This window comes from Micromonospora sp. A200 (assembly GCF_029893845.1).
Classification (GTDB): domain Bacteria; phylum Actinomycetota; class Actinomycetes; order Mycobacteriales; family Micromonosporaceae; genus Micromonospora; species Micromonospora purpureochromogenes.
The window spans coordinates 186,271-205,805 of sequence record NZ_JARXXY010000003.1; the positions used below are offsets into that span (position 1 = coordinate 186,271).

Annotated in this window: 17 protein-coding genes; 10 read left to right on the forward strand and 7 right to left on the reverse strand. The window is 73.4% G+C overall.

What is annotated here, in order from left to right; all coding sequences use genetic code 11:
- On the forward strand, nt 1–1,350 hold the full coding sequence (locus tag M2302_RS04520) for an acetyl-CoA carboxylase biotin carboxylase subunit (RefSeq protein ID WP_280836714.1): 1,350 nt from the start codon (nt 1–3) through the stop codon (nt 1,348–1,350).
- An 84-nt stretch (nt 1,351–1,434) separates the two neighbouring features.
- Here M2302_RS04520 and M2302_RS04525 read toward each other — a convergent pair whose 3' ends face one another.
- Nucleotides 1,435–3,066, reverse strand: a complete 1,632-nt coding sequence (locus M2302_RS04525; RefSeq protein WP_280836715.1) for an FAD-binding oxidoreductase — start codon at nt 3,064–3,066, stop codon at nt 1,435–1,437.
- A 763-nt stretch (nt 3,067–3,829) separates the two neighbouring features.
- Here M2302_RS04525 and M2302_RS04530 point away from each other — a divergent pair.
- Entirely contained in the window at nt 3,830–4,612 is a 783-nt protein-coding gene (locus M2302_RS04530; RefSeq protein WP_280836716.1) for an AfsR/SARP family transcriptional regulator, read from the forward strand.
- 55 nt (nt 4,613–4,667) lie between these two features.
- Here M2302_RS04530 and M2302_RS04535 read toward each other — a convergent pair whose 3' ends face one another.
- Together M2302_RS04535 and M2302_RS04540 are read right to left on the reverse strand one after the other, a co-directional pair.
- Nucleotides 4,668–5,201 carry a biotin/lipoyl-containing protein gene (locus tag M2302_RS04535; RefSeq protein ID WP_280836717.1) on the reverse strand — a complete coding sequence of 178 codons (534 nt, stop codon included), beginning with the start codon at nt 5,199–5,201 and terminating at the stop codon, nt 4,668–4,670.
- Between the two features lie 76 nt (nt 5,202–5,277).
- The gene (locus tag M2302_RS04540; protein WP_280836718.1) at nt 5,278–6,063 is read right to left on the reverse strand and encodes an SDR family NAD(P)-dependent oxidoreductase; all 786 of its coding nucleotides are present in this window, start codon (nt 6,061–6,063) and stop codon (nt 5,278–5,280) included.
- Nucleotides 6,064–6,274: 211 nt separating this feature from the next.
- Here M2302_RS04540 and M2302_RS04545 point away from each other — a divergent pair, with 211 nt between their 5' ends.
- On the forward strand, nt 6,275–6,706 hold the full coding sequence (locus M2302_RS04545) for a nuclear transport factor 2 family protein (RefSeq protein WP_210777993.1): 432 nt from the start codon (nt 6,275–6,277) through the stop codon (nt 6,704–6,706).
- A gap of 105 nt (nt 6,707–6,811) precedes the next feature.
- Here M2302_RS04545 and M2302_RS04550 read toward each other — a convergent pair whose 3' ends face one another.
- Together M2302_RS04550 and M2302_RS04555 are read right to left on the reverse strand one after the other, a co-directional pair.
- Nucleotides 6,812–7,324, reverse strand: coding sequence for a nuclear transport factor 2 family protein (locus tag M2302_RS04550; protein ID WP_280836823.1), 513 nt, complete (start codon nt 7,322–7,324; stop codon nt 6,812–6,814).
- Nucleotides 7,325–7,598: 274 nt separating this feature from the next.
- Nucleotides 7,599–9,824, reverse strand: a complete 2,226-nt coding sequence (locus M2302_RS04555; RefSeq protein ID WP_280836719.1) for a family 43 glycosylhydrolase — start codon at nt 9,822–9,824, stop codon at nt 7,599–7,601.
- 133 nt (nt 9,825–9,957) lie between these two features.
- Here M2302_RS04555 and M2302_RS04560 point away from each other — a divergent pair, with 133 nt between their 5' ends.
- The 6 genes from M2302_RS04560 (at nt 9,958) to M2302_RS04585 (ending at nt 16,515) form a co-directional block, all read left to right on the forward strand.
- Entirely contained in the window at nt 9,958–10,695 is a 738-nt protein-coding gene (locus M2302_RS04560) for a winged helix-turn-helix domain-containing protein (protein ID WP_280836720.1), read from the forward strand.
- Between the two features lie 330 nt (nt 10,696–11,025).
- Nucleotides 11,026–12,015 (forward strand): cytochrome P450, encoded by a 990-nt coding sequence (locus M2302_RS04565; protein WP_280836721.1) that lies wholly within the window; start codon nt 11,026–11,028, stop codon nt 12,013–12,015.
- A complete protein-coding gene (locus M2302_RS04570; protein ID WP_280836722.1) occupies nt 12,012–12,812 on the forward strand; it encodes an isocitrate lyase/phosphoenolpyruvate mutase family protein in 801 nt (266 codons plus the stop codon). Before M2302_RS04565 ends, M2302_RS04570 begins: the two co-directional genes overlap by 4 nt.
- A 98-nt stretch (nt 12,813–12,910) precedes the next feature.
- Nucleotides 12,911–13,879, forward strand: a complete 969-nt coding sequence (locus M2302_RS04575) for a hypothetical protein (RefSeq protein WP_280836723.1) — start codon at nt 12,911–12,913, stop codon at nt 13,877–13,879.
- Between the two features lie 5 nt (nt 13,880–13,884).
- Nucleotides 13,885–15,486: an asparagine synthase-related protein gene (locus tag M2302_RS04580; protein WP_280836724.1), complete on the forward strand. Its 1,602-nt coding sequence runs from the start codon at nt 13,885–13,887 to the stop codon at nt 15,484–15,486.
- A gap of 96 nt (nt 15,487–15,582) precedes the next feature.
- Nucleotides 15,583–16,515 carry a PfkB family carbohydrate kinase gene (locus M2302_RS04585; RefSeq protein WP_280836725.1) on the forward strand — a complete coding sequence of 311 codons (933 nt, stop codon included), beginning with the start codon at nt 15,583–15,585 and terminating at the stop codon, nt 16,513–16,515.
- A 109-nt stretch (nt 16,516–16,624) separates the two neighbouring features.
- On the opposite strand, the gene M2302_RS04590 is transcribed toward M2302_RS04585, so the two are convergent.
- Nucleotides 16,625–16,846, reverse strand: coding sequence for a DUF2188 domain-containing protein (locus M2302_RS04590; protein ID WP_280836726.1), 222 nt, complete (start codon nt 16,844–16,846; stop codon nt 16,625–16,627).
- 114 nt (nt 16,847–16,960) lie between these two features.
- Between M2302_RS04590 and M2302_RS04595 the strand changes: the two genes are divergently transcribed.
- Nucleotides 16,961–17,956 carry a linear amide C-N hydrolase gene (locus tag M2302_RS04595; RefSeq protein WP_280836727.1) on the forward strand — a complete coding sequence of 332 codons (996 nt, stop codon included), beginning with the start codon at nt 16,961–16,963 and terminating at the stop codon, nt 17,954–17,956.
- 59 nt (nt 17,957–18,015) lie between these two features.
- Here M2302_RS04595 and M2302_RS04600 read toward each other — a convergent pair whose 3' ends face one another.
- A complete protein-coding gene (locus M2302_RS04600; RefSeq protein ID WP_280836728.1) occupies nt 18,016–19,491 on the reverse strand; it encodes a hypothetical protein in 1,476 nt (491 codons plus the stop codon).
- Between the last annotated feature and the right edge of the window lie 44 nt (nt 19,492–19,535).

Here is a 19,535-nt window from a genome sequence, read left to right on the forward strand (position 1 = left end):
ATGTTCAAGAAGATCCTGATCGCCAACCGGGGCGAGATCGCCCTGCGGATCGCCCGTTGCTGCCGGGAGCTCGGGATCCCGACGGTCGCCGTGCACTCCACCCGGGACCGTGACTCGGCCGTCGTCCAGCTCGCCGACCAGGCGGTGCAGATCGGTCCGGCGCCGCCCACCCGCAGCTACCTCAACGCGGCCGCCGTGCTCCAGGCCGCCGAGCAGTCGGGCGCCGACGCCATCCATCCCGGGTACGGGTTTCTCTCCGAGTCACCGGACTTCGCCGACGCGTGCGAATCGCTCGGCGTCACCCTGATCGGTCCGCCCGCCTCCGTGATGGCGGAGCTGGGCGACAAGACGTCGGCCCGGGCCCTGATGACCCGCGCCGGCCTGCCGCTGCTGCCGGGCAGCGTCCACCCGCTGAGCCCCGAGGCGGCCGAGGAACTGGCGGCGACGATCGGTTTTCCCGTCATCGTCAAGGCCGCCGCGGGCGGTGGCGGCCGCGGCATGCAGGTCGTCCACGACCGGGACAGCTTCCTCGACGAGTACCGCAGGACCCAGGCGACGGCTCAGATGCTCTTCGGCGACGGCCGGGTGTATGTCGAGAAGTACCTCCGCGACGCCCGGCACGTGGAGATCCAGGTGCTCTGCGACCGGTACGGTCACGCCGTGCACCTGGGGGAGCGGGACTGCACCGTGCAGCGACGCCACCAGAAACTGGTGGAGGAGACGCCGGCGCCGGAGCTGCCCGTCGACCTCACCGAGCGGATGGGACGGTCGGCCGTCGACGGCGCGCTCGCGGCCGGTTACGTCGGCGCCGGCACCTTCGAGTTCCTGGTCGACCCCGACGGCAGCTACTACTTCATGGAGGTCAACTGCCGCATCCAGGTGGAGCACCCGGTGACGGAGATGGCGACCGGCATCGACCTGGTGCGGGAGCAGATCAAGATCGCCGCGGGTGAGCCGCTCGCGTTCACGCAGGACGACGTCCGGCCCCGCGGGGTGGCGATCGAGTGCCGGATCAACGCGGAGGACCCGGCGCGGGACTTCGCCCCGGCGCCCGGCCTGGTGACGGAGTTCGTGCCACCCGGCGGCCCGTTCGTCCGGGTCGATTCCCATGTGCACGCCGGCTACGAGGTGCCGCCGAACTACGACTCGCTCCTGGCCAAGCTGGTGGTCTGGGCGCCCCGCCGCGACGAGGCCATCGCGCGCATGCTGCGGTCCCTGGCCGAGTTCCGCATCTCCGGGCCCCGCCTGCACACCACGGTGGACTTCCTGCGGCAGGTGCTCGACGATCCCCGGTTCCGGACCGCCACGCACACCACGGCCCTGGTCGACCAGCTGACGGACCGACGGTAACGGCGGCGCCGGACCCGGTCCGGCGCCGCCGTCTCGTGGCGCGGCTCTCGGCGCCGGCCCCGCTCGGGGCCGGCGCCGATCGCGTCAGGGCAGCGTGATCGACTGCGAGTGCCGGAAGAAGTTCGTCGGATCCCAGCGGGCCTTCACCTGCTGCAACCGGGGGTAGTTCTCCTTGTAGTAAAGGGTCGACCACGGTACGCCGGAGCGGTTGATCTCGGGGTCGCGGATGTCCATGTCCGGCGAGTTGATGTAGCAACCGTCGGTCTGGTCGTTCGGCACCGGGTAACCGCCGGTGGCGGCGAACGTCTGGCCGTAGATGTCGCGGAGCCAGCCGACGTGCTGGGCGTCCTCCGCCGGGTTGATCCAGAAGTTCTCGTAGAGGGCCAGGAACGCCGAGTTGCGGTGCGGGTACGCGGTGGCGGTGGTCGCCACCCTGTTGACCTTGCCGCCGGCGACCCCGGTGAGCTGGAGGGTCGCGTTGGGGTTCGCGTAGTCCTGGCGGGTCAGGTTCCGCCAGAGGGCCGCGATCTGGGTGTCGGTGAAGCTGCGGCGTAGGTATGCCGACTTCACCGCGCTGCGCATCGTCGGGTCCAGCATGGTGGCCGGGTTGCTGGTGCCGATGAGCCGGGTGGCCGCCAGCCACCGCAGCCGCCGGGGCGGGTACGGGGCGGTGATACCGGTGTCCCGGGTGACGGCGGCGAGGTAGTCGGCGAGCAGCCTCTCGGCGTCGGGCACGCCCGCGTCGATCTGGGTCAGCAGCCCCATGCCCCCGGCGGACCGGTGCGGGATGAACGCCACCCCGGACAGCGCGGTGTAGGGGGAGTCGGCGCCGGCGTTCTGCGCGTACCAGGTGCCGAAGTTGCGCACGAGGGTGGTGAACCTGGCCTGGTCGAGGGCCACCCAGGGCACCGGCACGTTGCTGACGAGCACCTCGCGCGGCGGACGGGGCAGCTGCTGACCGGGGATGGTGCCGGCGGCGTTCGGCGAGCGGAACCAGTAGCGGGTGATGATGCCGAAGTTGCCGCCTCCGCCGCCCGCGCACGCCCACCACAGGTCCCGGTTCGGGTCGGTGGAGGCGCGGGAGGCGACCACGAGCCGGGCGACGCGGTTCGCGTCGACGACGACCATCTCGACCGCCTCGATGTGGTCGGCGACGACCCCGTGGCTGCGGGAGAGCAGTCCGTAGCCGCCGCCGGTGGCGTGTCCGCCGATGCCCACGGTCGGGCAGACGCCGGCGGGAAGGGTGACGTTCCAGCCCTTCTGCAGCGTCTCGTACACGGCGATGAGCAGGGCCCCGGGCTCCACCGCGAAGGCCTGGCGGTGCTGGTCGTAGGAGATCCGGTTCATCGCCGACATGTCGATGACGACCTTGCTGGCGGAGTGGTAGACGAAGTCCGCGTAGCAGTGCCCGCCGCTGCGCACGGAGACCCGCTTGCCGGCGTCGACCGCCTCCTGCACCGCCTGCAGCACCTGGGCGGACGAGGTGACCAGCCGTACGGCGTCGGGCGTCGCGACCCACCGCTGGTTGTTGCCGACGACGAGGTCGGGGTAGCGCGGGTCGCCCGGGGTGACCGTCAGCGCGGGCGTCGTGGTTGTCGTAGTGGTCGTGGTGGTCGTGGCGGCGTGCGCGGGCGCTCCCGTGGCCATACCCGCCACGGCGGTACCCGCGACCGCGGCGGTCCCGCTGAGCAGGCTTCTCCTGCTGATGTGTGCCATGCCGTTCCTTCCCATTCGCATTCTCGGGTGCGCGGACGTGTCCGGCGGGACCGGAAGATCGCGACGGGCGGACCGTTCGGGAAGAGACGCGGAGTTCGCGCGTGATTTCCGGCGCACGAGGCCCGTCGGCCCGGATCGGGTCGAGAGCGAGTGCCGAATTCCACCCCCGTGGATGCTCGCCCGGTCCCGTTCATCGGGTGCTGTCGGAACACTGAGCCGCAATCAATACGGTATTCGCGACGTCAATTCCGAAACAGCGTCGTAAGGTCCAATGTGATCACCCGAATGGGGGAGTCCTGTTGGCTTTCCGTCACCACTTCGTTGATGTGGTGAATAGCTGACGATGAAAGGGAATCCGGTGTCCGAATCCTCCCCTTCTTTACGTATGTCGGGACGCGATATCTGATGGATACAGACATCGATGTGACAGTGCGCTTCGTCACAGTTAGGCAATCACCCCGCCCGGGGCCGAGAAATCGCGCCTCTTCCTGCGGAAACAGTCCCCTGCGGGCCCCTCGGTGATCGGGAAACAGATCGCCCTGAGGAGTGGCGAGCATGTGTAAACTGGCGCCCAGTAGCGGGAAGTGGAGGGTCCTCCACTTTGCTGGTCCAAGGGGGTGGCCATGGCCGTGACAAGGGGGATCGGCCGCGCGTCCCGACTTCTCAGCGGCGTGGGGGCGGTGCGGATCAGACCGCTTTCCGGCTGTTCTTCCGGTCTATCGAGAGCGACGGCAGAAGCACCGTGAGCGACGGGGGAGTACCTATGAGGTTCAACGTTCTGGGCCCACTGGAAATCATCACGGATGACGACAGGTCGATCGATGTGAGCCCGTCGAAAACCGGGCAGGTGCTGGCGTTGCTGATCGCCCGGTGCCCCGATGCGGTGGCGGTCGACACCCTCATTAGGGAATTGTGGGGCGAGAAGCCGCCGCGCAGCGCGGTCACCACCCTTCAGACGTACATCTACCACGGCCGGCGGATGTTGGCGCGCGAGTTGTCACCGCTCGGTCAGGACCTGGTGTCGACCAGGGCGCCCGGTTATGCCATGCGGATCGCGGCGCAGGACGTGGACGTGAATATCTTCGAACGACTCGTGCAGCGGGCGCGTGAATTGTTGGTTGACGACGAGCCGGAGGCGGCGCTGCGTGAACTCCGCACGGCACTCGACCTCTGGCGGGGTCCGGCGTTCGCCGGTCTGGCGGTCGGGGAGGTGCTGGCCGCGCACATCGCCCACCTCGACGAGGTGCGACTCCAGGCGACCCACCTGCGGATCACCGCGGAGCGCCGGCTCGGCCGCCACCTGGAGCTCGTGGCGGAACTGCGTGCCCTCGTCGCCGCCCATCCGCTCAACGAGTCCTTCCACGCTCAGTTGATCGAAGTGCTCTACGAGTCGGGCCGCCGGGCGGAGGCGTTGCAGGCATATCAGAACCTGCGCGGCATCCTTGCCCGCGAGCTCGGGGTCGAGCCGACCGTCCAGATGCAACGCTTGCAGCTGACCGTCCTGCAGGGGGAGGACAGCCGGCTCGCCGGACTGGCCGCCCGGTGACCAGCCGACCCCGCCCGGTCGTCCGCGATGGCGACGACCGGGCGGAGCGGGCCGGTCAGGAGCCGTCGGTGACGTTGATGAGGAAGAGCGGGTCGTCGTACTCCACCGGCTCGCCGTTGTCGTGCAGCACCGCGCTGACCGTGCCGTGCACCGTGCACTCGACCGGGATCATCAGCTTCATCACCTCCACGATCGCCAGCTGCTGGCCCGGGGCCACCGTGTCGCCCACCGAGACGAACGGCGGGGCGCCGGGTGACGGCGCGTGGAACAGGACCCCGACCGCCGGTGAGCGGACCTGGTGGCCGTCCGGCTCGACGGCGACGGGTGTGGAGCCAGGGGCCACGGGCACGGGAGCGTCGGTGGCGGCGTGGGCCGTCGTCGGTTCCACCGGCCATTCGGCCTCGACCGTCACGCCGCCGGCCCGCACGCGCAGGGCGCTCGGGGTACGGCCGAAACCGGTCAGCAGTTCCAGGGTGCTGCTGCGGACCAGTTCCAGCGCGGCCTGCATGTCCCGCATCGCCCGGGGGTCGTGGTCGTCGGGCGTCTCTTCCGGTGGCCGGTGCGGCGCCCGGGTGGTGTCACTCGTCATGACGGTGCCTCTCCTCGAAACCGTGCCGGGTCCGGCTGCTCGATCCGTGTCCGGCCGGGCCGGTGTCCCGTGACTGTCAGTAGTTGCCGAGCCCACCGCAGACGTTCATCGCCTGCGCGGTCACCGCGGCGGCGCCGTCGCTCATCAGGTACGACACCATTGCGGCGACCTCCTCCACCTCGACGTAGCGGCCGATCGGGACCCGTCCGGTGATCCGGGCGTGGGTCTCGGCCTCGTCGACGCCCCAGATGTCCGCGTAGTGCTCCCGCACCCGTTCGGCCATGGGGGTCTCCACGAACCCGGGGCACACCGCGTTCACGGTGATGCCGGTCTTCGCCAGCTCCAGGCCGAGGGCCTTGCTGAAGCCCACCACGCCGTGCTTCGAGGCCGAGTAGGGGGCGGCGTGGACCACACCCTGCTTGCCGCCGGTGGAAGCGATGTTGATGACGCGACCCCGGCCCCGCGCCAACATGCCGCCGGTGGTGAGGACCTGCTTGGTCATCAGGAACACGCTGTTGAGGTTGGTGTTGATGACGTCGAACCAGAGTTCGTCGTCGATCTCGGCCGTGGCGCCGCCGCCCGGGCGTCCGGCGTTGTTGACCAGGACGTCGATCGGCCCGTACCGCTCCACCGCCGCGCCCACGAACCGCGTGACGTCCTCCGCGGACCGCACGTCGCAGCTACGGCCGTCGACGTCGAGCCCCTCCGACTGGAGGCTCTTGACGGTGTCCGCGACCGCCGATTCACGGCGGGAACAGAGGTAGACCCGTGCCCCGCTGCGAGCGATCGACCGGGCGACCGCCAGCCCAATTCCGCTGGTGGCCCCGGACACGATCGCGACTCGCTGGCTCTGCTCCGACATTGGCTTCCCTTCACCGCACGGCCGACTGTGACGCCGCCGAGGATCACCGTCCGTCCTCGAACACCGGTCGAGGGTGCCTGGAGAGCCGGGCGTCGAGGCCGGGCCGCGCGCCCGGCCTTCGAGCCGGATTCGAGTCCGGACGGTCATCGTGGTGCCGCCGGGGCCCGCCCTCCGGTGCCCCTGTCCAGGCCAGCCATCCCGGAGGTCACCCATGCCGACGTCCACCTCGTTCACGGAGCTGTACACGGAGGTCCAGCAGTTCTACGCGCGGCAGATGCGCCAGCTCGACGAACGCAAGCTGGAGGCCTATGCCGAGACGTTCACCGAGGACGCGGAGTTCGGTCACACGCCCGGACGGGAACCCGCCCGGACCCGGGCCGGCATCGCCGCCGACCTGCACGAGTTCCACAAGCGGTTCGAGAACGACCCGGTGCAGCGCCGGCACTGGTTCAACATGATCGATCTCGAACCGCAGGACGACGGGAGCATCCGCTCGACCTGCTACGCGCTGGTGATCACGACGCGCCCGGGTGGTAAGCCGGACATCGCGCCGAGCTGCGTCGTCCGGGACGTGATCGTGCGCGGCGAGGACGGCGGTCTGCTGCTGCGCTCCCGCAAGGTCGAGCACGACCAGCTCTTCTGAGCCGGCGACGTGCCGGTCGCCCGTCGACGCAGTCAGCCCGGGCGGGGCGGCCGTGCCGCCCGGGCGACGGCGCCGTACGTGCCGTCGGCCGGGCGGTCTGACCGGTCAGGCCCCGGCGGGCGGGGGGATGAGCACGACCTGCGATGCGGTCGACATCCACGTGGGTCGGATCTCGAGGCGGGAGAACCGCCAGCCGTCGGCGGTACGGACGAAGCCGAAGCGGTAGTCGCCGGCGAGGACCCGGACGGCGGGCGGGTCGTTCTCGACGAAGACGGCGGTCAGGTTCGCCTGCCCCGACGCCCGGTCGCCGTCCTGCTCGACGAGCAGGTGCGCCATCGAGTGCTGGAGTCGGTGGTAGTGGGCGTGGTGCTGCTGCGCCTGCTCGACCAGGCGCGTACGGCCCTCGTCGGTGCCGCCCGGCGTCACGGCGACCGCGTCCGGCGCGAACAGCGTGTCCGCGTCGCCGAGGCAGCGGCCGTCCAGCCACCTGCCGAGCCGGGCCACCAGCTCGGAGATCTCGCGGTGGTCGGTGAGTGCCCGGAGCTCACGCCGGAGCGCGACGAGTTCCTCGTCGGGCGTCGGTGCCGTCCGGATCGTGCCGGTGGAGTCCTGCGTCATGTTCACCTCGAGAGTCCTGGATGTCGAGCCGTCGCGGCGGCCGGGTCGGGTGCGTCGGCGCGCTCCCGATCACGGCACCGGTCGACGCCTGCCCGGGGCGGATGGCCGGGCCCACGGGCCGGTGGACATCTTCCGTTCTAGCCGAGTCGGGACCGGCTGTGGCGCGATGCAGGATTCCAGACCGGACTCGAATCCGACTCGAAGCGCGCCCGCCTCCGGGCAGGGGCCGGCCGGGCGGGTGCGGCGCGACGTCGGCGCGCACCCGCCCGGGGACTCATCGGTGGAAGCGGACGTAGTCGAAGACGGCGGTCACCGGGGGCTCCGCGCCGCCGTGCGCGACCAGGCCGATCCGTGGAGTCGTGTCCGCCGGGAACGTCCACGCCCCGCCCCACGTCCAGCTCGTCCCGTCCCGGCTGGAGCCGGCCCGGAACTCGTGCTCGCCGGTGGCCGGGTCGACCCGGTGGGCCAGCCGCAGCCAGGTGGTGGTGGCCGGGGTGCCGACGATGTTCCCGCCGTAGACGGGCTGGCCGGCGAAGGGCAGCTCGTAGCCGTACTCGACCTGACGGGTGTTCCAGATCGCCACCTGGGCCAGCCGGGCGAACCGGTCGTCGTCGACGTACGCGACCAGGCCGGCCTGCTGGTAGTTGCGGACCGTCTCCTCGCCCAGGTCGAGGGTCACCTTCGTCTCGACCACGTAGTCGCCGGCCGGCGCGTCGCGCAGCAGCACCCCGGCGCTGTTGCCGGTGCCGGTCAGGTCCGCCGCCTGCACCGGCCAGCGCAGCGCGCCACCGGAGACGGTCGCCGCCGGATCCTCGCGGACCCAGCGCCACGCCGGGTCGAGGCCGTCGGCGAACTCGTCGGAGTACACCGGCAGCATCCCGCCGACGCGGGGCTCCGGCACCGCCCGTGGGGCGGGCCGGTGCAGCCGGGCGGCGCTGACGTTGTCGAACTCCGCCGCGCCGCCGGTCGCGGTGACGGTGAGTCGGCCGACCGCCGGCCGGGCCAGCCGCAGCGACACCACGGCGAGCTGGTCGCCCAGCCGGGCCGGGCTCAGCTCGGCGACGAGTTGCCGGTCGCGCACCTCGACGGCGAGGTTGTGCGGGTCGGCGGGGTCGAGAGCGGCGGGCAGGGGCACGCTCGCCGTCGCGCCGCCCGCCTCCCAGGCGACGAGCCGGCCGGCGGCGGCGTCGAGGCGTACCTCGACCCGGCCGACGGTCAGTCCGGCCGACGCCGCGCCGGTGAGCCGCAGGTCGGCCTCCGCGCGCAGGTCGCCGCCGGTCACCGTGCGGCTGGTCAGCGCGCCGGTGCCGGTGAGGTGGCCGTCAGATACCCGCCACGCGCCGCTGCCGGTCCAGCCGGTCAGAGCCGGGGAGTCGAAGCGGGCGTCGAGTCGGGCGGTGGTCACCGGCGCCCGGCGGTCGCCGTCGGACGGGCCGGCGCCGGCGTTGACCTGGGGCCAGCCGTCGATCCAGTCGAGGCGGTCGATCAGCATCGGCCGCTCGTTGATGCCGAACGGCTCGTCCAGGTACGGGTCGGCCCGGTCGATGGCGTGGTAGACGATCCAGTCCTGCCCGGACAGGTCGGTGAGGAACCCGTTGTGCCCGGTGCCGATCCAGCGGTTGCCGTTCTGGGTGAGCACCGGCGTGCCGCCGGCCCGGGATGCGGTCAGCGGGATGCCGTCGCGGTCGACGAACGGCCCGCGCGGGCTCGTCGCGCGGCCCACCTGGACCGAGTAGCCGGTGGCCGGGCCGGCGCAGCAGTTGGCGGTGGAGGCGAAGAGGTAGTACCAGTCGTCGTGGCGCAGCACGTAGCTGCCCTCGAACTTGTTGTCGATGGCGACCAGGGTGGGCGCTCCGACCGCGCGCAGCCCGTCGGCGGAGAGCTCGGTGACCGAGATGCCGCCGTAGTAGCTGCCGTAGTAGAGGTAGTGCTTCCCGTCGACGTCGGTGAACTGGGACGGGTCGATGGTCCAGAGCCAGCCACCGCCGCCGCCGGGACGGGGCGCCACCACGGGCTGGTCGGCGAAGGTCCACGGGCCGGTCGGGGTGGGGGCGGTCGCCGCGCCGACGGCGAAGTCGCCGCCGTCGGGGGAGACGGTGGTGTCGGTGACGGTCACGTACATGACCCACCGGTCGCCGACCCGGCGCACGTCGGGGGCCCAGAAGCCGGCGCCGGCCGTGGCGTACGGCGGGCGTTGGTCGGGGCCGAAGGCGTCGCCGAGGTAGGTCCAGTCGACCAGGTCGGCGGAGCGGGCGGTGGGCACCCGGTGGAACCGCTTCTCGCCCTCGCGCAGCGGGTCGGTGGTGCCGTAGGCGTACCAGAAGCCGTCGTCGCCGCGGACGACGACGGGGTCGGCGAAGGTGTCGGCGAACCCGGCGGAGAGCGGGTTGCGGTAGCGGTCGGGGGTGTCGGCTCCGGCGGTGGCGGGCGCGGAGGCGACCGCCGCCAGGAGCAGACCGAGTACGGCGGCGAGCGCGCCGCCGCGGCGGAGTTGACCCATCAGACCTGCCTCGGTTGGGGTGAATGGTGGTCGGTGCGTCATTCCGTCCAGTTCTACAACGATGAATACAACGATGTAAAGGTGTCGGCACGGGTCGGCGCCGACCGAACTGTCGCCGTGGCACCATCGGCGGATGACCGCTGCGCCCACCGACGGCCGCCGCCTCGCCGACCTGGCCGCCCTGCTCGCCGACGAGACCCGGGCCGGCATCTGCCTGGCCCTGCTCGACGGACGGGCGTGGACGGCAGGCGAGTTGGCGCGCGGTGCCGGGGTGGCCCCCTCCACCGCCAGCGAACACCTCACCCGGCTGGTCCGGGGCGGCCTGCTGGTGGAGGAGCGCCAGGGACGGCACCGCTACCTGCGGCTGGCGGGCCCGGCGGTGGCCCAGCTGATCGAGGACCTGGCCGGGCACGTGTCGCCGGCCCCGCGCCCGGCCGGATCGCTGCGCGTGGCCACCGCCGACGCCGCCCTGGCCCACGCCCGGACCTGCTACGACCACCTCGCCGGGCGGCTCGGCGTCCGGCTGCGCGACGCCCTGCTGACCCGCGGTCTGCTCGACGGCGCGGAGGGTCTCGCGATCACCCCGACCGGCCGGGACTGGCTGGCCGACCTCGGCGTCGCGCCGCTGCGCGGCGGCCGGCGGCCCCTGGTGCGGGACTGTCTGGACTGGACGGAACGCCGTCCCCACCTGGCCGGCGCGCTCGGCGCCGCGCTGTGCCGCCGCTTCGCGGAACTGGGCTGGACGACGCGCGGCACCGGGCGCAGCGTGCGGGTGACCCCGGCCGGCGTGGCGGCGCTGCCCGAGGTGCTGGGGATCGACGCCGGCGAGCTGGTGCCGCCCCGCCGCGACGGTGGCGGCGGACGCGCCTGACCGGCCCGGCGGGCCCGACCCGCGCGGTCGTCCCGCTGGCGGCGGACGCGCCTGACCGGCCCGGCGGGCCCGACCCGCGCGGTCGTCCCGCTGGCGGCGGACGCGCCTGACCGGCCCGGCCGGCCCGACCCGCGCGGTCGTCCCGCCGGCGGCGGCGCGCCTGACCAGCGCAGCCGGCCCGACCCGGGCGGTCGCGCCCGAACCGGGGCAGCCCCGACGCGCCTGACCCGGACGAGGTCGACGTCAACCCCGCGAAGTGCCGCCGAGGCCGGCATCGGTCCCGGCAGAGTTCGGTCGGCGCCGAAGCGATCCGCACCTAGCGTCGGACGGATGAGCGACCCGACGCCCCTGATCCCACCCGGCCCCGACACCCCGGCCTGCGGCCCGCCGACCCTCGACGGCGGCGTCTGGTCGGTGACCCGCCACGCGGACGTGTGCGGTGTGCTCACCGATCCGGACTTCCGGGTGCCCGAGGCGGCGCCGGGACCGCCCGGCAGCCTCGCCTGGCTGCGCGGCACCGTCGCCCGGTTCAGCGGGCCGGACCGGCATCCCGCCCGGCGGGGCGCCGCCGTCGCCGCGCTCGGCGACTGCGCGCCGGACCGGTTGCGGCGTGACGCCACCCGGTTGACCGCCGAGGAACTCGACCGCGACCCGCTCGCCGGGTCGGCGCGGCTGGCCCGGGGCGTACCGCTGCGGGTGTTGGCGGCCCGGCTTGGCCTGGCCGATCCCGCCGCCGCGGTGCCGGCGGTGACCGTGGTGGCCGCCGCCTACCAGCCCGGTGCCGGGCCGGCCGCGGTGCGCCGCGCGGACCGGGCGGTGGCGGCGCTGGTGGCGATGTCCCCGGCGGGTCCGCCCGAGGCGCTGGCCAACCGGATCGGGCTGCTGGTGCAGGCCTGCGACGCGACCGCCGCGCTGATCGGCGCCGCCGCCCGGTACGCCCCGGCGCTGCCCCCGTCGGTGCCCACCGCGGCGCTGCTGGCCGAGGTGCTGCGCCTCGACCCGCCGGTACGCGCCACCCGCCGCATCGCCGCCCGCCCGGCCCGGGTGGGTGGGCAGCCGGTCCCGTCCGGCGCGGAGCTGGTGCTGCGCTTCGACGCGGCGAACCGGGACCCGGTGGTGGTCACCGCGCCGGACCGGTTCGCGCCGGGCCGGTCCGTGCTGACCTTCGGCGCCGGCCCGCACGGCTGCCCGGGCGAACGGCACGCGCTGGCCCTGGCCACCGGGGTGGTGGACGTGCTGCGCGAACGCCCGGCCGGCCCGCCGCCCCGACCGGAGCACGCGCCCCGTGTCCCGCACACCCGCCCGGCGGTGCCCCGGTGAGCGACCGCCACGCCGCCTTCCGCGCCCTGCACCGCCCCGGCCGGCCGCTGGTGCTGCCCAACGCCTGGGATCACGCCTCCGGCGCCGCCCTGGCCGCCGCCGGCCATCCGGCGGTCGGCACCACCAGCCTCGGCGTGGCCGCGGCCGCCGGTCGGCCGGACGGGCTGGCGGCCACCGCCGAGGAGACCCTCCGCCTCGCCGAGCTGCTGGTCCGGTTGCCGGTGCTGGTGACCGTGGACGTCGAGGCCGGCTTCAGCGACGATCCGTCGGCCGTCGCCGGGTACGCCGCCGAGCTGGCGGCCCTCGGCGTGGTCGGGATCAACCTGGAGGACGGGCGGCCCGACGGCAGCCTCGCCGATCCGGCCCTGGTGGTGGCGAAGATCGAGGCGGTCCGGGCCCGGGTGCCCGGGCTCTTCGTCAACGCCCGCACCGACGCCTGGTGGCTCGGCCGGCCCGACCCGCTGGAGCAGGCGCTGCCGCGGGCGTGGGCCTACCGCCGGGCCGGGGCGGACGGCGTCTTCGTCCCGGGGGTCGGCGACCCGGACGTCGTCCGGCGGCTGGCCGACGCGGTCGACGCGCCGCTGAACGTCCTGGCCCAGCCCGGCGGGCCGTCGCCGGCGGCGCTCGGCCGCCTCGGGGTGGCCCGGGTCAGCACCGGCTCGCTGCTGTTCCGGGCGGCCCTGGCCGCCGTGGTCCGCACCGCCGACGCCGTCCGGACGGGGACGGTGGAGCCGGATCCGGCGCTGCCGTCGTACGCGGACGTGCAGCGGATGACAGCGACCGGTCGTCGCCCTTAGGGGTGGATGGGAGGATTGCTCGCACTTTCCCTGTTCCGGGTGCTTACGGTGTGTTTCAGGTTCATCCGCACCGTGTCGTACCGGGAGAGGACCCGACCATGCGCGTGCCCAGCCGAAGTTCCGGCCCCCAACCCGGCCCGTCCGTCTCCTCGCCCGCCCCGGCGCGCCGGTCGCCCGCGCTGGGCCGAGCCCGCGCGGTGCCGACCGCCCCGCCGGACCTCGACGCGTACCGCGAGGCCGTGGCGGAGCTGCTGGTGGAGGTGGGAGCGCTCGCCGACGCGACGTCCAGCGCGGCCCGCCAGGTGCTGCTCGACCAGCGGTTGCGGGAGCCGGCGATCGCCGCGGTGCTCGACGCGACCCCGCAGGGGTTCATCGGCGCCCGCGAGACGCTGCTGCTGGAGATGGCCCGCTACCAGCCGAACGAGCGGACCTCGGCGAGCGACCTCACCGCGCTGGTCCGGATCTACCTGCTCTCCCGCATCGACGTGATGTGGTGGCGCGACACCACCACCTTCCTCACCGACGACCAGGTCGACACCCATCCGGACCTGGTCGACCTGGAGTGGCTGCGCCGACGTGGGCTGCTCGCCTTCCGTTACCAGGAGCAGCCGGCCACCGTGCTCGGCCGGGGCGTCCGGGCGGTGCGCCGCAAGCTCCGCCCGGACGCCACCCCGCGCACCGCCGGGGTCAAGTTCCGGCGCACCCGGCGCGAGGTGGTGGCACTCCTCAACGACCTGGCCCGCGAGCTGGCCCGGGCCACCCCGCCGGCCACCCCGCCGCTCTGGGTGACCAGCCTGGTGCGCAGCGCCGAGCACCAGTACCAGCTGCGCCGTCTCGGGTACGCCGCGATGGTGCCCAGCGGCCACTGCCTCGGCTGGGCGGTGGACGTGGAGATGGCCTGGTTCACGCGCTTCGGCGTCCGGGACACCCTCGCTGAGATCCTGCTCGCCCGGCAGGCCGCCGGTGAGATCAACGTGGTCGACGAGGGGCAGGCCTGGCACGTGTGCCTGGCACCGGGCGCCCGCGCCCGGCTGCGCTCGGCCTACGAGGCGGAGATGGGGGCCTGAGGCGGATGTGCGGCATCGCGCTCAGCGCCGGCCCCGAGGCCGACCCGGCGATCTTCCGCCGCATGCTCGCCGTCCTCACCCCCCGGGGCGAGGTCACCGAGACCCGGCAGGAGAACGGCCTGCTCGCCGGCGTACGGCGGCTGCGAATCGTCGACCGGGACCGGGCCGTGCAGCCGTTCACCTCCGCCGACGGGCGGTACGTCCTCTGCTACAACGGCGAGGTCTTCAACCACCACGAGCTGCGCGCCGAGCTGACCCGGGCCGGACACCCGTTCCGCACCGCGAGCGACACCGAGGTGGTGCTCGCCGCGTTCCTGCGCTGGGGCGAGCGGGCGGTGCACCGGCTGCGCGGCGAGTGGGCCGTCGCCGTCGCCGAACGCGCCACGGGCCGGGTCTACCTGGCCCGGGACCCGCTCGGCGTCAAGCCGCTCTACTGGGCCCGCACGCCCGGCTGCCTGCACGTCGCCTCGGAGGTCAAGGCGCTGGTCGGGCTGCGCGCCCCGGTCGACGAGGTGCCGCCCGGGCACCACGGCTGGGCCGACCCGGACGGGCGGGTGGAGCTGGGCGCGTACCTCGACCTGCTCGCCCTCGGCGCGGGACTGCCCGAGGTGGACGACCCGGACGAGGCCGCCCTGCTCGTCCGGGCCGCGATCAGCGACAGCATCCGGATGCGGGTGGACACCGACCTCACCGTCGGGGTGGTGCTCTCCGGCGGCCTGGACAGCTCGCTGGCGCTGCTGCACGTCCGCGACCTGCACCCGGACTGCGTGGCGGTGACCGTCGGGGTGCCGGACAGCCCCGACGTGGCGTACGCGCGGCGGCTCGCGGCCGACCTCGGCGTGCCGCACGAGGTGGTCCAGCTGCGCCCGCGCGACATCCGGCTGGCCGACGTCCGGGAGGCGATCCGGATCTCCGAGCTGACCGAGTACGGCGACATCATCAACGCGGTGGTCACCGTGCCGATCTTCCGGCGACTGCACGAGATGGGGATCAAGGTGGTGCTCACCGGCGACGGCTCCGACGAGCTGTTCGGCGGCTACCCGATGTACCACCAGGTCGGCCCCGACCGGGCCCGCCGGCTCTTCCTCCACAAGATCCGCAACCTCTGCCGTACGGAGTTGCAGCGGGTCGACCGGGCCAGCATGGGGCACGGGGTGGAGGCCCGGGTGCCCTTCCTCGACCTCAGCGTGGTGGAGCTGGCGATGCGGCTGCCGCTGGCGCTCAAGATGCGCGACGGGCAGGAGAAGTGGATCGTCCGGCGGGCGTTCGCCGACGTCCTGCCCGACTACATCCGGCGGCGGCCGAAGAACCCGATGTCGTACTCCTCGGGTCTGCACGAGCGGACCCGGCTCTACCGGCCGTTCTTCTCCCGGCTGCACCGCCGGTTTGGCTACGACCTGCTGGAGCCGGTCCGCCGCGACTTCGACAGCGTGCTCACCCGCTGCGGCAACGACCTGGACCGGGCCATCGCCGACGGGCTGGCCCGACCCGACTACACCGTGCTGGAGCACGCCCGGGACCTGGTCGGGGCGGCGAGGTGGAACGCCGCCCCGCTGGTCCGCCGGCTGGTCGGGCCGCGTCCCACCCGCGGGGCGCCGGTCCGGTGAGCCCGGGCCCCGAGCGGGCGACGCCTCACTTGCGGGGCGATCCGGGTACCCGGCAGCGACGGACATGCCGGCGGCGCGGGCGGGTAGTAGCCCGGCATGGCGGAACCGGACGTGATGGTGGTGGGTCAGGTGGCCCGGGACCTCGTCCTGCTGGTCGACGAGCTCCCGGCCGCCTCGGGGACGGCGCCGGTGCGACGCCGGCGGGAGTTGCTCGGCGGCAAGGGCGCCAACCAGGCCGTCGGCCTGGCCCAGCTCGGCGTCGACATCGGACTGCTGGGGGTCCTCGGTGACGACGAGGTCGGTGACGGGCTGCTGGCCCAGGCCCGTGCCGACGGCGTCGACGTACGGGCCGTGCTCCGCCGGTCGGGCACCCCGACCGGCCTGATCGTCGACCTGGTCGACGCGAAGGGCCACTGGCACTACGTGCAGGATCTGCCGCCGGGCACCCTGCTCACCGCCGAGGACGTGCTCGCCGCCGCGCCGTTGCTGCGGGCCGCCCGGGCAGTGGTGGTGCAGCTACAGCAACCCCTGCCGGCGGCGCTGGCCGCGGCCCGCTGCGCCCGCCGGGCGGGCCGCCTGGTGGTGCTCGACGGGGCGCCGACGGACCGGGCGGGCGACCTCGAGCTGCTGCCCCTCGCCGACGTCCTGCGCGCCGACGCCGAGGAGACACGGCTGCTTCTCGGCGCCGCACCGGCGGACCCGGCCGGCGGCCTGCGCGCCGCCCGGGAACTGCTCAGGCGCGGGCCGTCCCTGGTCGCCGTCGAGGTGGCCGGGGTGGGCAACGCCTTCGCCTGGCCCGACGCCGATCTCTTCGTGCCGCTGAGCGAGACCCCGACCGTCGACACCACGGGCGCCGGGGACGCCTTCGTCGCCGCGCTCACCGCCGGGCTGCTGCGGGGCGAGCCGCGCGAGCAGATCGCCCGGCGCGCCGTGGCCGCGGCCGGAGCCACCGTGGGCCGGCCCGGGGGCCGGCCCGAGCTCACCGAGGCGGCCATCGCCGAGCAGCTCGCCCGGATACCGGCCGGCTGAGGCGCGACCGGCGCCCCGCCCACGCCCGTGCCCGCTCATGAACCGGCGGCCTGCCGGAACCGCCTGTGACCCAGGTGATTCCGGCAGGCCGCCGGAGGGAGCGCGCCGGTCAGCCGGCGGGCGGGAAGGGATCGTCCTTGTAGGTGTACTCGGTCTCGATCTTCCCGTCGGCGGTGTGCACGACGAGCTGGCTCGGCTCGTTGGCGTGTGCCACCTTGCGGCCCTCCTCGACCGCGCGGTGCTTGGTGTCGTACGAGCCGAGGCTCCGGCTGCCCTGCTCCACCTTCCAGGAGCCGTCGTTCGGCACCACGTGGTATTCGTTGCGCTTCATGGGCGCTCTCCTCTCGTCCGTCTGGATCCAGGTACCCGGATGCCCGAAATGGAAAACCGGTGTCGCCTTCGGTCGGTGGACAACCCCCGGGGTCTCCCATAGCGTTCCGGAGATATGCGGAGGACTCTCCTGGGCGCCGGGCTCGCCCTGTTGCTCGCCACTACCGGCTGCGCCGGCACCGACGACACGCCGCCCGCGCCGGCCGGCGACCGGGTGCCGGCCGCTTCCCGGCAGGACGCCGACGAGGTCGGGCGCACCCTGGCCAGCCTGCGCCGGGTCGACAAACTGCCGTTGTACGAGATGACCTACGTCGGCCGGTACGACGCGACGGCCGGCACCGACGCGGAGCCCGAGGCGAGCCCGTTCGGCTGCTCGCTCTTCGCCGCCAGCGGCGACCCGGCCCGGCCGCTGTTCGCCCGCAACTTCGACTGGGCGGCCAACCCGGCGATGGTGCTGCGTACCGACCCGCCCGACGGCTACGCCTCGGTGTCCCTGGTGGACCTGTCGTACCTCGGGATCGGCGCCGACCCGACCGGGGACCGGCGGTTGCTGGACGCGCCGCTGCTGCCCTTCGACGGCATGAACGAGCGCGGGCTCGCGGTCGGCCTGGCCGCCGACGACCACGCGACGGTCACGCCGGTGCCGGGCCGCCCCACGGTCGGCTCGGTGCGCATCCTGCGGCTGGTGCTCGACCGGGCCGCCACGGTCGACGAGGCGGTGGCCGTCTTCGGCCGGTACAACCTGGACTTCGACGGCGGGCCGCCGCTGCACTACCTGCTCGCCGACGCGACCGGCCGCTCGGCCGTGGTGGAGTTCGTGGACGGGACGATGCGGGTCCAGCGCGGCGAGGGCCGCTGGCAGGCGCTGACCAACGTGCCGGTGGTCGGGGTGTCCGAGAAGGAGCGGCGCGCCGACCGCCGGTACGGGGCCATCGCGGCCGCGTTGGAGAGCTCCGGCGCCCGGGTGGACGCCCCGGCGGCGCTGCGGATCCTCGACCAGGTGCGGCAGGGCCACACCCGCTGGTCGGTGACGTACGGGCTGCGCAGCGGCGAGGTGCGCCTGGTCACCGCGACCGGCAAGGAGCGGCGCTACCAGCTGCCGATGGACTGACCCCGCCGTACGTGCAAGGGCCCGGCCCCCGACGGGGACCGGGCCCTTCCGACGTGGCCCTACCAGCTCAGGTAGCCGGCCTGGGTCTGCACGTTCAGCTCGCGGAACCGGACCAGGTTGGCCGTCCACGTCCGCCAGTCGTTCAGCTCCAGCACGTCCAGGCCCTTCTGGATGTCGCTGGAGTAGATGTGCCCGTTGTAGTAGTACGTCGACCAGGCGCCACCGGTGGTGAGCTGGGTGGCCGAGAGCGGACCGCGCTCCCAGAACCCGATCTCCTTCGGCTTGGTCGAGTCGGTGAAGTCCCAGACCGAGATGCCGCCCTGGTACCACGCCTGGACCATGATGTCGCGGCCGAACACCGGGATCAGCGAGCCGTTGTGCGCCACGCAGTTCTCGGTGTCCGCGTTGGCCCGCGGGATCTTGTAGTAGCTGCGGAAGACCATCGTCCGGGCGTCGCCGCGACCGGTGATGTCGTAGATGGCGTCCGCGCCACGGTTCGGCCCGACGACCTCGTTGCAGGTGGCCGCGCCGCCGCCGCCCAGCTCGTCGGTGAAGACGACCTTGGTGCCGGCGTTGTTGAACGTCGCCGAGTGCCAGAAGGCGAAGTTCACCGTGTCGCGCACCCGGTTGATGACCCGGGGCGCCTCCCGGTTCGAGATGTCCATCAGGATGCCGTCGCCCATGCAGGCGCCGGCGGCGATGTCCTTCGACGGGTACGCGGTGATGTCGTGGCAGCCGCTCGTCGTCGAGTGACCCGGGCTGCCCTCGTACCCGCCGTCCGGGAAGAGGTTCGGCATGGCCACCACGGCAGCGTCGGTCGGCTTCTTCAGCGGCACCTTGACGATCGAGATGGAATCGTGCGGGGGCTGGCAGTCCGGCAGCTCCACCAAGGGGCGGTACGACGAGACGTACAGGTAGACGGACTTCTTGTCCTTGGCCGGCACCAGCGTGTGGGTGTGCGAGCCGCAGTCGGTCTCGACCGCCTTGATGTAGCGCGGGTTGGCCTTGTCGCTGATGTCGAAGACCTTGATGCCCTCCCAGGACTCCGGCTTGGTTTCGATCAGGCGCTCACTCGTGCAGGAGTCGTTGCTGCGGCCCTGGTCGGTGGAGAGGAAGAGCAGGTCGCCGTAGACCGAGATGTCGTTCTGCGACCCCGGGCAGAGCACCTGGGACACGATCTTCGGTGCGCTGGGACGGGCGATGTCGTAGATGACGAAGCCCTCGTAGTTGCCGACGAAGGCGTACCGGCCCTGGAAGGCCATGTCGCTGTTGAAGGCCGCCGACGTGTTGAACGGGGCCTGCTTCGGCAGGTTGGCGATCTGTCGCAGGTTGGGGCTGCTGGAGATCTCGTCCACGCCGAGCGTGGGGGTGGCCGTGGCGGCCTGTGCGGTGGTGGCCGTGGCGACCGCCTCCGCGTCGGGCGTCACGGCGGCGTTGCCGGCCGGGGCGGTGGCCACGCTCGCCACCAGGAGGCCGGCCGCGGCCAGGCTCACGATCCTCAGCTGGCGTCGTCGGGGGAGGGAAAATCTGATCATCGGCAGAGCCCTTCGACAGGGGTTGATGATTGTGGACACCTTAC

What these genes read in the sequence shown, in the direction of transcription:
- M2302_RS04545 (WP_210777993.1), top strand. Translation starts at nt 6,275, where the DNA reads ATGCCGACGTCCACCTCGTTCACGGAGCTGTACACGGAGGTCCAGCAG.
- M2302_RS04535 (WP_280836717.1), bottom strand. Translation starts at nt 5,201, where the DNA reads ATGACGAGTGACACCACCCGGGCGCCGCACCGGCCACCGGAAGAGACG.
- M2302_RS04600 (WP_280836728.1), bottom strand. Translation starts at nt 19,491, where the DNA reads ATGATCAGATTTTCCCTCCCCCGACGACGCCAGCTGAGGATCGTGAGC.
- M2302_RS04565 (WP_280836721.1), top strand. Translation starts at nt 11,026, where the DNA reads ATGAGCGACCCGACGCCCCTGATCCCACCCGGCCCCGACACCCCGGCC.
- M2302_RS04580 (WP_280836724.1), top strand. Translation starts at nt 13,885, where the DNA reads ATGTGCGGCATCGCGCTCAGCGCCGGCCCCGAGGCCGACCCGGCGATC.
- M2302_RS04525 (WP_280836715.1), bottom strand. Translation starts at nt 3,066, where the DNA reads ATGGCACACATCAGCAGGAGAAGCCTGCTCAGCGGGACCGCCGCGGTC.
- M2302_RS04540 (WP_280836718.1), bottom strand. Translation starts at nt 6,063, where the DNA reads ATGTCGGAGCAGAGCCAGCGAGTCGCGATCGTGTCCGGGGCCACCAGC.
- M2302_RS04590 (WP_280836726.1), bottom strand. Translation starts at nt 16,846, where the DNA reads ATGAAGCGCAACGAATACCACGTGGTGCCGAACGACGGCTCCTGGAAG.
- M2302_RS04595 (WP_280836727.1), top strand. Translation starts at nt 16,961, where the DNA reads ATGCGGAGGACTCTCCTGGGCGCCGGGCTCGCCCTGTTGCTCGCCACT.
- M2302_RS04585 (WP_280836725.1), top strand. Translation starts at nt 15,583, where the DNA reads ATGGCGGAACCGGACGTGATGGTGGTGGGTCAGGTGGCCCGGGACCTC.
- M2302_RS04560 (WP_280836720.1), top strand. Translation starts at nt 9,958, where the DNA reads ATGACCGCTGCGCCCACCGACGGCCGCCGCCTCGCCGACCTGGCCGCC.
- M2302_RS04555 (WP_280836719.1), bottom strand. Translation starts at nt 9,824, where the DNA reads ATGGGTCAACTCCGCCGCGGCGGCGCGCTCGCCGCCGTACTCGGTCTG.
- M2302_RS04520 (WP_280836714.1), top strand. Translation starts at nt 1, where the DNA reads ATGTTCAAGAAGATCCTGATCGCCAACCGGGGCGAGATCGCCCTGCGG.
- M2302_RS04530 (WP_280836716.1), top strand. Translation starts at nt 3,830, where the DNA reads ATGAGGTTCAACGTTCTGGGCCCACTGGAAATCATCACGGATGACGAC.
- M2302_RS04550 (WP_280836823.1), bottom strand. Translation starts at nt 7,324, where the DNA reads ATGACGCAGGACTCCACCGGCACGATCCGGACGGCACCGACGCCCGAC.
- M2302_RS04575 (WP_280836723.1), top strand. Translation starts at nt 12,911, where the DNA reads ATGCGCGTGCCCAGCCGAAGTTCCGGCCCCCAACCCGGCCCGTCCGTC.